Annotated in this window: 12 protein-coding genes; 11 read left to right on the forward strand and 1 reads right to left on the reverse strand. The window is 56.6% G+C overall.

The genetic code is table 11. The annotated features are described in order from the left end of the window. Positions 1-22: 22 nt before the first annotated feature. Genes AC07U5_RS19445 through AC07U5_RS19455 form a run of 3 tightly spaced genes read left to right on the forward strand, consistent with a single transcriptional unit; the run spans position 23 to position 3,134 of the window. Entirely contained in the window at positions 23-1,045 is a 1,023-nt protein-coding gene (locus tag AC07U5_RS19445) for an SIS domain-containing protein (protein ID WP_494723984.1), read from the forward strand. Then, on the forward strand, positions 1,042-2,223 hold the full coding sequence (nagA, locus tag AC07U5_RS19450) for an N-acetylglucosamine-6-phosphate deacetylase (protein ID WP_111847072.1): 1,182 nt from the start codon (positions 1,042-1,044) through the stop codon (positions 2,221-2,223). The genes AC07U5_RS19445 and nagA overlap by 4 nt, the downstream gene beginning before the upstream one ends. Next, a complete protein-coding gene (locus AC07U5_RS19455; RefSeq protein WP_111847073.1) occupies positions 2,220-3,134 on the forward strand; it encodes an ROK family protein in 915 nt (304 codons plus the stop codon). The genes nagA and AC07U5_RS19455 overlap by 4 nt, the downstream gene beginning before the upstream one ends. Before the next feature lie 33 nt (positions 3,135-3,167). Here AC07U5_RS19455 and AC07U5_RS19460 read toward each other — a convergent pair whose 3' ends face one another. Next, positions 3,168-4,100 (reverse strand): methylenetetrahydrofolate reductase, encoded by a 933-nt coding sequence (locus tag AC07U5_RS19460; RefSeq protein WP_113260897.1) that lies wholly within the window; start codon positions 4,098-4,100, stop codon positions 3,168-3,170. 262 nt (positions 4,101-4,362) lie between these two features. On the opposite strand from AC07U5_RS19460, the gene AC07U5_RS19465 reads away from it, so the two are divergent. From AC07U5_RS19465 to AC07U5_RS19500, 8 genes are all read left to right on the forward strand, one after another. Next, on the forward strand, positions 4,363-6,573 hold the full coding sequence (locus AC07U5_RS19465) for a putative bifunctional diguanylate cyclase/phosphodiesterase (protein WP_111847075.1): 2,211 nt from the start codon (positions 4,363-4,365) through the stop codon (positions 6,571-6,573). A gap of 43 nt (positions 6,574-6,616) precedes the next feature. After that, entirely contained in the window at positions 6,617-7,525 is a 909-nt protein-coding gene (locus AC07U5_RS19470) for an amino acid ABC transporter substrate-binding protein (protein WP_494724282.1), read from the forward strand. Next, positions 7,522-8,424: an amino acid ABC transporter substrate-binding protein gene (locus tag AC07U5_RS19475; RefSeq protein ID WP_494723985.1), complete on the forward strand. Its 903-nt coding sequence runs from the start codon at positions 7,522-7,524 to the stop codon at positions 8,422-8,424. Before AC07U5_RS19470 ends, AC07U5_RS19475 begins: the two co-directional genes overlap by 4 nt. Before the next feature lie 456 nt (positions 8,425-8,880). Next, positions 8,881-9,102, forward strand: coding sequence for a hypothetical protein (locus tag AC07U5_RS19480; protein WP_062424591.1), 222 nt, complete (start codon positions 8,881-8,883; stop codon positions 9,100-9,102). Between the two features lie 42 nt (positions 9,103-9,144). Continuing rightward, on the forward strand, positions 9,145-9,705 hold the full coding sequence (locus tag AC07U5_RS19485; RefSeq protein WP_062424138.1) for a DJ-1/PfpI/YhbO family deglycase/protease: 561 nt from the start codon (positions 9,145-9,147) through the stop codon (positions 9,703-9,705). 668 nt (positions 9,706-10,373) lie between these two features. Then, positions 10,374-11,054 carry a sugar transferase gene (locus AC07U5_RS19490; RefSeq protein ID WP_062424139.1) on the forward strand — a complete coding sequence of 227 codons (681 nt, stop codon included), beginning with the start codon at positions 10,374-10,376 and terminating at the stop codon, positions 11,052-11,054. A 119-nt stretch (positions 11,055-11,173) separates the two neighbouring features. Continuing rightward, positions 11,174-12,457, forward strand: a complete 1,284-nt coding sequence (locus AC07U5_RS19495) for a polysaccharide biosynthesis/export family protein (RefSeq protein WP_494723986.1) — start codon at positions 11,174-11,176, stop codon at positions 12,455-12,457. Between the two features lie 7 nt (positions 12,458-12,464). Next, on the forward strand, positions 12,465-13,736 hold the full coding sequence (locus AC07U5_RS19500) for an O-antigen ligase family protein (RefSeq protein WP_494723987.1): 1,272 nt from the start codon (positions 12,465-12,467) through the stop codon (positions 13,734-13,736). Positions 13,737-13,826 lie beyond the last annotated feature (90 nt).

Raw genomic sequence — 13,826 nt, forward strand, 5'->3', positions numbered from 1 at the left:
CAAAACCTTAGAGGCCATACTGATGACGACAATGATGCGACGCGAAATCGACGAAATCCCCCAGGCCGTGGCCCGGCTTCTGGATGCTGGGAAAGACGATATTTCGCGGGCAGGACGCGCTCTTGCGGCCCATGATCCGGCCGTTGTGGTCACCGTCGCTCGCGGCTCTTCCGACCATGCTGCCTATTTCCTGAAATATGCGATAGAGCTTGAACTCGGCCTTCCGGTCGCGTCTCTCGGCCCGTCATTGGCCTCGATCTACAAGGCGCCACTGCGCTTGGAGCGGGCTGCGGCCTTCGCGGTCTCGCAGTCGGGTGCGAGCCCGGATATAGTCGCGATGTTGGAAGGTGCGAAAGCAGGCGGCGCCTTGACCTTATCTCTGGTCAATACGACACCGTCTCCTCTCGCCGACACCGCCTCGATTGCCCTTAATATCCAGGCTGGACCGGAAATCGCGGTGGCAGCCACCAAGTCCTACGTCAATTCGATCGTCGCAGGACTGGCGGTTCTTTCCGAATGGAGCGGCTCGGGCTCCTTGAAGAAGGCTGTGGCAGCGCTCCCCGACCACCTCGATAAGGCGCTTGCGCTCGACTGGAGTGTGTTGGTAGAGCCGCTGGTCAAGGCGGAATCTCTGTATATGCTCGGCCGTGGACCGGCACTTGCCATTGCGACGGAGGCGGCGCTGAAGTGCAAGGAAACCTGTGAGTTGCACGCCGAAGCCTATTCATCCGCTGAGGTGCTGCATGGTCCGGTTTCGCTTGTTGCCGAAAGCTTCCCGGTGATCGCCTTTGCTGCGCGTGACAAGGCGGAAGCCTCGATTGCCGAAACGGCATCGGGTCTCGTCGGCAAGAATGCCAATGTCTATCTGACGTCCGACAAGGGCAGGGGTGCCACCATTCTTCCCTTCGTAGAGACGGGTCACCCACTGACCGATGCCTTGGCCCTGATCGTTCCTTACTATGGCATGGTCGAAATGCTGTCGCGCGCGCGTGGTTTTGATCCTGACAAGCCCGCAGCCCTCAAGAAGGTAACGGAAACACGATGATTGGCTCATTCGCGCTGTGTGGCGGCCGGATTTTCGACGGGGCTGTCTTTCTGGATGGCCACGCACTTGTTGTCGAAAACGGCCGGATCAAGACCATTATGCCGGTGGCAGATCTATCGTCTTCCATCGAGCGTCGTGATGTGGCGGGTGGCCTCATCGTTCCAGGGTTTATCGATCTTCAGGTGAATGGCGGTGGCGGCGTATTGCTGAACAACCAGCCTGATCTCGACGGCATTCGCACGATATGCTCGGCGCATGCTGCCTATGGCACGACCGCCCTTCTCCCCACCCTGATTACCGATACTGTCGATATCCGGAGCAAGGCCGTTGCAGCGGGTATTGCTGCCTTTGCGGAAAAGGTACCAGGCTATCTCGGTCTCCATCTGGAGGGCCCGCATCTCTCAGTCGCCCGCAAGGGAACCCATGATCCCTCGTTGATCCGCCCACTTGAGAGCGACGATCTGCAGTTCCTCGTCGAAAAAGCCGGTCACTTCGGCGAGGCACTCATGACGCTTGCACCCGAAAGTGTCTCGACCGCCGATGTCACCAAACTCGTTGAGGCGGGCTATGTTGTGAGCCTTGGTCACACCAATGCCAAGGCGCGGGACATTTTGCCTTACGTTTCGGCTGGCGCTTCTATGGTCACGCATCTCTTCAATGCGATGAGCCAGATGGAAAACCGCGAGCCGGGTCTGGTTGGTGTGGCACTGGCTAATGGCCGCTTGTCCTGTGGCCTGATTGCGGATGGCTTTCATGTTGATCCGATCGTCATTCAGGTGGCGCTCGCTGCCAAGCAGGGACCGGGACGGATATTCCTGGTCACCGACGCCATGTCGACCATCGGCACCGATCAGCAGGGTTTCCTCCTCAATGATCGTGAAGTCTTCCGCCGTGGCGGACGGTTGACGCTTGCTGATGGTACGCTTGCGGGCGCCGATATCGATATGCTCTCTTGCGTGCGCTTTGCCCATGAGCATATCGGCCTGCCTTTGACGGAAGCGTTGAATATGGCCTCGCTCTATCCGGCCGAGGCGATTGGCTGCGCCACCAAGGGCAGTCTCGCCGCCGGGATGGATGCCGATCTGCTGGTACTGAAGCCGGATTTGTCTTTGATGGCGACCTTCATCGCCGGCGCTTGCGTCTTCGGCGAAGATTTTTCAAGAGGGGCTGCGGCTTGATCGTCTGTTTCGATATTGGCGGCACCGCCATCAAGGGCGCTGGCGCCTGGGCTGTCGATGACATCCGCCCGGTTGCACGCCGGCAGACGCCGATCCATGATTTCGATGCCTTCGTTGATGTGTTGAAATCCGTGATCGACGAGATCGGAGAGAGGCCGGACTGCGTCGCGCTGTCGATTGCAGGCGTCATCGACCCCGATACCGACCGTGCCAACATTGCCAATATTCCCTGCGCTCATGGACGCTTGTTGAAAGCAGACCTTGAGGCAGCGCTTGGGCATCCCGTGCTGATTGCCAATGATGCGGATTGCTGCGCGCTTGCGGAATATGGCGCAGGCGCAGGGCGCGGACATCGCGTCGTCTTCGGGGCCATTCTCGGCACGGGTGTCGGTGGTGGTCTCGTTGTGGATGGCAAGCTGATCAACAGCGCCGGCGGTTTTGCCGGGGAGTGGGGCCATGGCCCCGTTGCTGCCACGCGCGCCGGCAATCCCGCTGTGGAACTGCCGCGCTTTGCCTGCGGCTGCGGCCTCGATGGATGTGTCGATGCCATTGGCAGCGCCCGCGGCATGGAGAAGCTTCACCGTCACCTGACCGGCACCGAGATGAAGGCGGAAGAGATCCTTGCGGCTTGGCAGGACGGCGATGAAAAAGCTGCGCGCACGATCGATATCTATATCGACATTCTCGCAGGACCCCTGTCGCTCGTCATCAACATGACCGGTGCGACAATCGTTCCGGTTGGCGGAGGCCTATCCAACTCGCTGCCGCTGATCGAGGCGCTCGATCACGCCGTGAGAGCAAGAATTCTCCGCAAATTCCAAAGGCCGCTCGTGGTCAAGGCTGAGTGTGCCATTGAGCCCGGTCTCGTCGGGGCGGCCGTGCTGGGACTGGCATTCGCTTCGAGTCGGTAGAGGCTTGGTGGCGCCAACGCCTTCTTCTCTATACTACGACGTACCAGTGGCAGCCTGAGCCTGGGTCACGGTGTTGTCTCCAACCCAGCGCGCTGCCGGCTCAATTCCACCGAGAGGAAAGAGGTGGAGTTGCGATATCAGCGACGCCGGATTGTTCTCGACATAAGCCGTCAGCGCATCCACCATCTCGGTCGGCTCATAGGGCATGAGCAATCGAGTCACGTCCAAAGCCCGCTTTTGCAGCACCTTCAATGAGGGGCCGACGCCGCAGGAGATGGCGAACTTGATTAGAGTTTGAAGTTTTGCGGGACCCGCAATTCCCACATGGATTGGAAGACTGACGCCCGCCTCTGCAATTCGCTCCGCCCAAGTTGTAATAACCCCGGGCTCGAAGCCGAACTGCGTGACGATCGCCATCTCGGCATCGGTCAGTCGAGAGAAGTCCGTTTTCCACTTCAAAGCGCTATCGACATTGCTGGTCGTGCCGTCCGGATCGATGTCACGGCTCCCTTCCGGATGGCCCGCCACATGCAGCCGCTGGAAACCATGCCGGTCGAAGAGACCGCTCTCCAGCAAGTGGATCGAGCTTTCGATCGTGCCGACCGGACGCGTCTCCCCGCCGCCCAGCAACAGGGCCTCGGTGACATCAGCCTCATTGCGATAAAGTTCTATCCAACTCTTCAGAGTGGCGATGTCGGGAATGCTGCGTGCGGGAAAATGCGGCATGACGGCGAACCCGTCCTGGCGTAGCCTTTTCGCCGTCGCGACCATGTCCTGGATCGATGTCCCGGTGATGTGGGCAATATAGACTCGTGTTCCAGGCGGCAGGAGCCTGGAAAAGTCAGTGATCTTCGCGGCGGTCTTCGGCGTCACCTCGATGGAATACGGATTGAGGAGAAAACTCAAATCTTTCGCGCCAAGCGCGCTCTTGTTCTTCGTCCGATCGGTAAACTTCAGTATTGCCATAAGCCGATTTTCTTTCCGCATGCCAAGCGCGATATTTAGAGCCGCAGCGATCTTCAATCCAGACCTAAAACTGGACAGCCGTGCGGTTACCCGGATCGATTTATTTGCTCTTTTTTATCCATTGCATCGAATCCTGCCGAACCATGTGAGGATATTTTTACTCTCTTGCTGAACAGTGGTGTTTCAAACTGCGACGTAACGAGACGCTAGAAGATAATTTTGACCTGATTTCTCTTTCATAAGAGGCCAAAGTGAGAGCCAGATGCTCTTGAGCACGGAAAGTGCGGATCATTTTGAGGCAGAAGCGCCAGCACGGCCGGCCAGAATTGTCTGGTATCAGTCGTTGTTCTGGAAGATCACCGTTTCGCTCGTGTCCAGTGTCGTGCTTGCCTATCTCGTTGGCGCTGCTGTCGGCTGGGTGATGGTCCAGCGGGACTCGCTTGACCAATGGCGTCGCGAGGCAGAACTGAACGCGCAGGTGACGAGTTCTGCGATCCGCACCATTTACACCTTTATCTCCATCGACAGTGATAGCAGCGGCCAGATCGTCAAGATCACCAGCGAGCGACCGCTGGGTGACGATGCCTCCATTTTGGATACAGGCTTCAATCCCGGGGACGTTCTGGCGCTTGCCGCTGCGCAAACCAAGAACAATGTCTGGATTTTTCAAAAGGACCCCGCTGGTCAGACCTTTACCAGTTCCGCCGACGCGCTGGGGGAGGTGGAGAATATCTCGCTGACATTGCCAGAAGGCACGGCGATGGATGCATTCTACGTCGGCTTTGCCGAGCTTGGTACGGTGCGGCACTTCATTGCTTTCGTTCCGGTGGTCGATCAGAATGGAAAGCTGCAGGGCAGTGTGGTCACGACGATCGGCGAGGCTTCCAAGCTTCTCGAAACACAAACGAAGCTTCTACAGAATTCGCTTGCGCTTCTGATCACCATTTTGCTCGTGACCGGCGGGGTCGTTGCACTTCTGATGCGCAAGGTCTTCATGCCGGTGCCGGCGCTGATTGAAGCACTCACCAAAATCGCCCATGACGACACGGCCTCGGTGACGCCGTTTCAACATCGCAAGGACGAGATCGGTCGCGTTGCCGTCGCGATCGAGAAGGTGCGCGAAGCCGTGGTCGAGCGGGAGAACCTGCGCCAGATCCGCGATGTGGCGAAACAGATGGAACATCTTGCCCATCACGATCCGCTGACCGGACTGCCAAACAGAGCCTTCTTCAGCAAGCGGCTGGAGAGCGAGATTGGGGAACTGGCAAATGGCCGACGGTTCAATGTCATGCTTCTCGATCTCGATCGCTTCAAGGCGGTCAATGATGTGTTGGGCCACGCGAGCGGCGATGCTCTTCTCGTATCCTTCGCAGAGCGCCTGCTGCAACTGATCGGGCCGCAGGACATGGTGGCTCGACTAGGCGGTGACGAGTTCGCGATCCTGCAGATCGTCCGTAAAAATGCGGTGCGTGAGGCCAGTCGCCTGGCGAAGGGTATCATCACGTCAGCATCACACCCGTTCATGTTGCTGGGCAAAGAGGCCTCCGTCGGGGCCAGCGTCGGTATTTCGATAGCGCCCCTTCACGGTCACGAGATGTCCGAACTGCTCAAACATGCCGATGTGGCGCTGTACTGCGCCAAGTCCGGCGGTCGCGGGAATTTCCAGTTCTTCGAACATGGCATGGAAATGTCGAAAGAACAGGACCACGAACTGCAGCAGGACCTCGACCTCGCGGTTCAGCGGGACGAATTCGTGCTGCACTACCAGCCGATCTTCTGCTTCTCCAATCCCGAGCCTGTCGGCTATGAAGCGCTGGTGCGCTGGCAGCACCCGGTTCGCGGCTGGGTGACACCCGACGACTTTATTCCGCTGGCCGAAAAGACCGGCCAGATCTGTGCGATCGGCGACTGGGTGTTGAAGCGGGCCTGCCAGGAAGCCATGCGATTGCCGAACGAGGCAACGGTGGCCGTCAACATCTCGGCGATCGAGTTACAGCAGGGCGATCTTGTCGAGAAGGTGCAAAGGGCGCTGAATGACAGCGGCTTGCCGCCATCTCGGCTCGAGATCGAGTTGACGGAAACGGTTCTGCTCTCCGGATCGGAGGCCATCACATGTCTGCAAGACATTCAGGCGCTTGGGGTCAGGATCGCGCTTGATGATTTCGGAACCGGCTATTCGAGCCTTGCTTATCTGACCAAACTACCGATCAGCAAGATCAAGATCGACCGCAGCTTCGTTGCCGACGTGATGACCAGCACCCAGAGCCTGGCAATCATTCAAGGTGTGATCCACATCGCCGCAGGACTTGGATTGAAAACGACGGCGGAGGGCGTGGAAACGCCAGAACAGCTTTCGCTGCTTCGTGCTGCCGGATGCGACCTGTTGCAGGGCTATTACCTTGGCCGCCCCATGCCACTTGCCCATATCGAGAGCCATTATCGTTCCGCACCCGCAAAGATGGTGCACCGCTAGGAGTAGAGACATGAAGCATATTTCTCTTACCCTCCGTGGGCTGATGCGCCGCTCGGTCATTCCCACTTTGTTCGCCGCGCTCGTCTCTTCGCCGTTTCTCACGCTTTCTGCTGGCGCTGAGGAGTTGAAGAGCCCGACCCTCGACAAGATTGCGCGTACCAAGACGATCACGTTCGGGCACCGCCAGGACGAACTGCCGTTTTCCTATGTGACGCCGGATGGCGTCGTGCGCGGTTACTCCATCGATATATGTCAAAGGATTGCGGATCACGTTCGAGACACGCTTAAGCTCGATACCCTGAAGACCGATTATGTGGTGGCGACGCCCGCAACCCGTTTCCTGTTGGTGAAGTCCGGCAAGATCGACATGGAATGCAGCGCGACGACCAACAATGCCGAGCGGCGAGAGCAGGTAGCATTCTCCTATCCCCACTTCATCACAGCCACCCGCTTCGTGACGAAAAAATCGAGTGGGTTGAACAGTATCAAGGATCTGGCCGGACGAACGGTGGCTTCGACGACGGGGACAATCAACATTGCGCAATTGCAAAACGTCAACAGGGAGCAAAAGCTGAACATCTCTGTGCTGATCAGCAAGGTGAATTCTGAAGCCTTCGCCATGGTCGAAAACAATCGCGCCTCCGCCTTCGTGATGGATGATGTTCTTCTGGCCGCCCACGTGGCTTTTTCAAATGCACCTGGAGACTATATGATCTCGAAAGAAACGTTCGGGCCGCCTGAACCCTATGGTATTCTTCTGCCAAAGGGCGATGATGCGTTCAAGACGTTGGTGAATGAAGCTCTCTACAAGATGTTTACGGACGGCGAAATCGAGACGATCTACAACAAGTGGTTCATGTCGCCCTTGCCGCCGGACGGGCGCAATTTCAACCTTCCGCTATCCCCAGAGCTGCAGGCCGCCTTCAAGGAGCCAAAGGAGTACCTGCAATGAGAATGTACATCTTTCATTGCTTCCTGCTTGCATTCTGCGCGCTCGGCTCGATTGCAGCCAAGGCGGAGGAAAAGGTTTTCGACACGCCCACCCTCGATCGAATTGCCCAGACGGGCAAGATCAGGATCGGCTATGGTTCGACAGCACCCTTCTCCTTTCTCAATGCGGACGGCCAGGTTCTTGGCTACTCGATCGACCTTTGCCGTGCTGTGGTGGAAAAACTGAAGCAGCGGCTCAAGGTGCAATCCATCGATGTCGAGTTCGTGCCGCGCACGCCCAGCAATCGCGTGCAGCTTCTCAATGATGGAACGATAGACATCGAGTGCAACGCAAGCACCAACACGGCAGAGCGGCGCAAGAGCGCAGCCTTCGCCTACCCGCACTTTTTCACCGTGACACGGTACGTTTCCCTGCGGAAAAGCGGTTTCAAGACATTGGATGATCTGAAGGGGCGTTCGGTGAGCGTGGCTCTCGGCACCGTCAATGTCAACGAAATCAATGAGAGCAGCCGCAGGCGGAAACTGAATATCTCCGCCGTTCCTGTTGAAAGTCTTCAGGCTGCGTTCGATATGGTCACAGAAGGTCGTGTTGCGGCCTTTGCCATGGACGAGGTTTTGCTGAAAACGATGATTGCCCGCACGCAAAACCCGTCCGACTATGTGCTTTCCGAGGAGCAGGTGACAGATGCCCAGCCCTTTGGTTTTATGATGCGCGTGAAAGACAAGGCGTTCGTCGGGGCAGTGAACGAAGCACTGAGCGAGATTTACAAGTCAGAGACTGCCAAAGAGATTTACAAGCGCTGGTTCGAGGAATCCATGCCGGGGCTCAACATCAACCTTGGTCTGCCGATGAGCAATTTCCTTGCGGAAGCTTTCCGCAATCCGAAGATCGTTGAATAAGCGCAGACGGGTGTGAGATCCCTTCTATCCTTTCGATCTATAAGCATACTGAGCAAACCTGTGTCGCGGCGATGCGATCAGGCATGCGGCAAAACAAGAACGAAAGCGTAAGAGCAAATCTGAAAGATTGCGACGCGCTTAGGTCCATGCTGCGACTATTTCGCTAGACGTCGCGCCTGCGTGTCAAAGCCTGAACGCCGGCGTCGCGCGTCCCGTTTTGTCTTCTCCCCGAGTTGTTCCGGCCTTTGTGCCGTTAATTTTTCAGGAACCAATGCCTGAGGGGCACGTTCGATTGGCAGGAGACGCGCCGTGTCAAACGGACGTGATGGTGCCGGAGAACATCGGGATTTTTCCGTTTTCTCTCGATGGCCAACGAAAAGGCAGACGAGCTTCTTATCCATCCGGCCGTCTCCGCCCAATCTGCCAAGACAATTTGGCTGCCAAGGAGGTTTTGACGTGGAAAAGACCGAAACGCGAAAGCTTGCGGAAGAATACATGCTCCTTGGCGGCACCCGCCAGGTCATGATCGACGACAACAAGACATTTGTCCGTCAATACGACCATGAGCCGGAAGAAGCCGAGCGCTTCTGGCAGGAGCGCATCGCAACCCTCGACAAGGCACGGATCGCCGATGTCGAATTCTTTCTACCGTCTGTCAACTCAGACGTAGAATCCTAACTAGCCCATCCCAACAGAATATAGACCAGGAAGGAAACAGTCATGACTGCTATCAATTCTGCCAAGATCGTCATTCTCGCGACCGACGGATATGAGCGCTCGGAGCTTCGCGTGCCGTACGAAGAGCTGCAGCGCAAGGGCGCAGACGTCAAGATCGCCTCGATCAAGGATGGCGAGATCAAGAGCTGGGACGAGAAAGACTGGGGCGACAGCGTGAAAGTCGACCTGCTCGCCAAGGACGTGCGGATCGAAGATTTCGACGCTCTCGTCCTTCCTGGCGGCCAGATCAATCCGGACGTCCTGCGCGCCAATGACGACGCAATGCGCGTGGTCAAGGAATTCGTGAAGTCCGGTAAGGTCGTGGCTGCCATCTGCCACGCACCATGGCTTCTGGTTGAAGCCGATGCGGTTCGCGGCCGTGAAGTGACGTCTTACGGTTCCATCAAAACCGACGTGAAGAATGCCGGCGGCATTTGGAAGGACGAAAAGGTCGTTTGCGATAAGGGCATCGTCACCTCCCGCAACCCCGACGACCTGGAAGCTTTCGTTGCAAAGATCGTCGAAGAGGTCGAAGAAGGCCGTCACGAACGTAAGGCAGCATAAGCTATTTTTCATAGCTTCAAGACCGATGAAGGGCTGGTGCACCATGGGTGCGCCAGCTTTTCTTTTGGGCACGGCCATGTGAGGCGAATGTGAAGAAAGAGGCGCCAGTGCGCGTGCCTTCCAATCGCGAGTCGAGGCAGGCAACACTTTGCGAGGCAGTGATCTTGCCACATTGTTGCCTTATTTAGGCCACTCTTTCGTCTCTGAAACGTTTCAGAAAGCGGTTGAAATTAATTTTTCCCAACAAAAACGGTTTATTTTTAATTATTTTATATGTGCGGCGCCATAATTTTGCTGCGCTGCATATAAGAAATATTACATGTTTCTTATTTAATTGAGCCTTAGAGAAGCGCTCCATCCTACAGGCAAGACCAGTAAACCAGAAGAACAGTTTTAATATAAATGGCTGCGCAATACATAGAGATGGTCACCATGCGTCAACTGCATGACGCGTGCCTGTCTTTGTTCCTTTTATAGGCGTTCATCAATAGTCTCAGCCAACATGATGTGAGGAATTTGGGGCGGCCGGTTTTAGGCAGCCGGGTAACGCTGCCTCACAAAAAATTCAAAAGCACCAAATTCCGACCACAGACTTCATGTCTCATGGTGACTGCATGACGCGCCCAACGGGTACCGACCTATCGCAAAACATAAATGGAGTTCTCTCTATGAAGTCCGCGACTCGATCGGCTGTTTCGCCGCTTAGTGGTTCTGAAGAGTCTGATGTGAGCTTTCCTATCGGGGGCATCGTGAAACGCAGTTTCGATGTTTCCTCGGCACTGCTCGCCCTTCTTGTCCTCAGCCCGATCTTTCTCATGATCGTGGTCTTGGTCAAACTCTCCGACAAGGGACCCGCTTTTTACGGCCACCGCCGTATCGGCCATAATGGCCGCACGTTTCATTGCCTGAAATTCCGCACGATGGTCGTGAACGGAGATGAGGTGTTGAAACAATATCTGACGTCTGACCCGCAAGCTGCGGAAGAATGGCGCCAGACGAGAAAACTGAAGAACGATCCGCGTGTCACAGCTGTCGGTAGCGTTCTTCGCAAGCTGAGCCTTGATGAACTGCCACAGCTCATCAACATCATTCGTGGTGAAATGAGTGTTGTGGGTCCTCGTCCTGTCGTGGACGAAGAGCTCAACTACTATGAAAGTGCCGCGCGCTACTATCTCAGCACGCGTCCTGGTCTTACCGGTCTCTGGCAGATCAGCGGTCGCAACGACGTCTCCTACAAGGAGCGCGTTGATTACGACACGCAATATGTTCAGAACTGGTCGATGATGAGAGACATTTCCATCATCATGAAAACCGTGCCAGCTGTCTGCATGTCCCGCGGCAGCTATTGAAGCCAGATTAGATACTCGGCGTGAACGCAGGCCCTCCCACCTGTGCCATGCCTTGCGGCTGCGACCGGACCTGAGCCGGTCGCACATTCACTTTTCAAGGCATCAACATGGAGTTTTACATGGTTGGCATCGCCGACGAAGCCCTCCCTAAAAAACGGCGCACCCAAACATGGTGCAAAGGTACTGCTCTGGCTGTTGCCGCGGTGCTGCTCTTCACCAGTCCGCTCAGCGCGCTTGCGCAGGGTGGCCAATACCGTCTCGGAACCGCTGACAAGCTTCGCATCCGCGTTGCCGAATGGCAGCCGGCAGACGGCACCATCCGCAACTGGGATGTGATCAATGGCGATTACTCGGTCGGCCCGTCAGGCACGCTGGCGCTTCCCTTCATCGGCCAGTTGAATGTTGCCGGAAAGACCGCAGGCGAGGTGGGAGAGGCGATCGGGGCGCAGCTTCAAAGCAAGTTTGCTCTGCGCAACCTTCCATCAGCCTCCGTCGAAGTTGCCCAGTTCCGTCCGGTCTTTTTGACGGGGGATGTGCAAACGCCCGGCGAATATCCCTATGCGCCCAATATGACGGTTCTGAAGGCTGTCAGCCTCGCGGGCGGTTTGCGCCGTTCCGATGCAGGGCAGCGTTTTGCGCGTGACTTTATCAATGCCCGTGGTGACGCCGCCGTCTATGACGACCAGCGTGGCCGTCTTCTGGCGCGTCAGGCAAGATTGCTTGCCGAAGTGAGCGGCGATCAGGAGATCAAGAAGACGCCTGAAATGGAAAAGGTCGTCAATATCGATGCGCTCCTGGAAAGCGAAAGTGCGCTGATGAAGTCTCGCACCGAGCGCTATACGCTTCAATTGAAAGCGTTGAAGGATTTGCGTGAACTGCTGGATGCGGAAGTGGAATCTCTGCGCAAGAAAGCAGAGAGCCAGCAGCGTCAGTTGCAATTGGCAAATGAAGACCGGGAAAAGGTCAATCGCTTGAACGAGCAGGGTCTTGCGCTTGCTCAGCGTCGTATCTCGGCGGAGGAACGCGCAGCCGAGGTGGAAGCGACGCTTCTCGACATCGATACGAATGCTTTGCGCGCCAAGCAGGATATCAACAAGGCGATCCAGGATGAGATCAACCTGCGAAACGACTGGGACGCGCAGCGCTCCAAGGAATTGCAGGATACGCAGGCCGAATTGCAGAAGCTGAACCTCCAGCTTTCCACCAGTCGCGAGCTCATGTCGGAGGCCTTGGCGCAATCGGCGGAAGCTCTGCGCTTCGATCCGTCCGGCAAGTCGGCCTCGATTTCCTACGTCGTTGTGCGTGAGGACAAGGGGAAATCGAAGGAAATCAAGGTTGACGAAACCACGGCGCTTGAGCCTGGCGACGTTATCAAGGTTTCCTCGGAAGTGCTGATGCAGTGAGGCTGCCATGCGGATTGCGAAATCGGCACTGATCGATCCTGACAGAAACGGGCTCTACGGAACGGCGGCAGTCGCGCTGTCCTTCTTCGTCTTCGCCTATTCGTCGAAGTTCGGCCAGATCTCGATCCTTGCCTATTACGCCGTCTGGCTGCCTCTGGTCGTCGTGGATTATCGCCGGGTGCTCGGCAATTACACCCGCTACTTCTGGATCTTCGCCTTCGGCATTCTGGCCGTGCTGTCGAGCTTCTGGTCGGACGCCATGTCCGTCAGCCTGCGCGCCTCCATTCAGTACATGACGCACATCGTTTGCGCGCTGATTGCCATGCGCGTCATATCGATCAAGACGCTGACGCGCGGAGCGCTGATCGGCATTACCATCGTTCTTCTCTATTCACTGCTGTTTGGAACCTATCTTTTCGATGCGCTGGATGGCACGACCAGCTTCGTCGGCGCATTCTCTTCCAAGAACCAGTTGGGCTTCTATGCCTCGCTTGGCGTCCTCTTTGCCGCGGCCTCGGTGCTTGTGCTGCGCCAAAGAGGTTTGTGGTTGCCGATCGCGGGCGTTGCCGGTCTGATCTCGGCCTACAGCCTGCTTGCATCGCAATCGGCAACATCCGCGATCACCACTGCAGCCGTCGTCATCATGATGGCGGGTCTGCTGCCGCTCTGGGCCCTGTCACCTGGCAATAGGAAGATGCTGTTTTTTGCAGCCGTTGGATTGGGCGGTCTGTTTGTCGTGGCCGCGCTACAGTTCGGCCTCTTCGACGCGATCCTCGGTGTCTTCGGCAAGGACACGACACTGACAGGACGCACCTATCTCTGGCAGCAGGGCATTGAGGCGGCCAAGCGGGCGCCAATTTTCGGTGTCGGTTATCAGGGCTTCTGGGTGCCGGGCTTCTCCGATGCCGAACGGCTTTGGGACGATTTCTTCATTTCCGGTCGCAGTGGCTTTCATTTCCACAACACCTATATTGAGGTGGTGGTGGAGAACGGTTTCGTCGGTCTCATTCTGCTTGTCATCCTGCTCTACGGCACGCTTTTGGGTCACTTGCGATCAATTCTCATGCGCAATCAGGATCCGCAGGCGCTCATCCTGTTTTCGCTCTGCGCCCTGTTTGTCGTCCGCTCTTTCGTCGAGATCGATATTATTTTCGCATACCAGATCGGCTCGTTCCTACTGTTCTACGCGGCTGGCAAACTCTGCCTGCCGCGGCGCACCCCTGCGGTCACATCGCCCTTTTTGGCAGGTATCGCGGTACGGCCATTGGCCGGGAGATAAAGGAATCATCCATCTCTCCACAGGAGTCCGGCGGACTCATGTTGACTCTTTTGTGAATCTAGAACAAAAAGTGAACATTAGTTTTTTAGC

The organism is Agrobacterium sp. GW821-FHT02D03, from assembly GCF_059421725.1.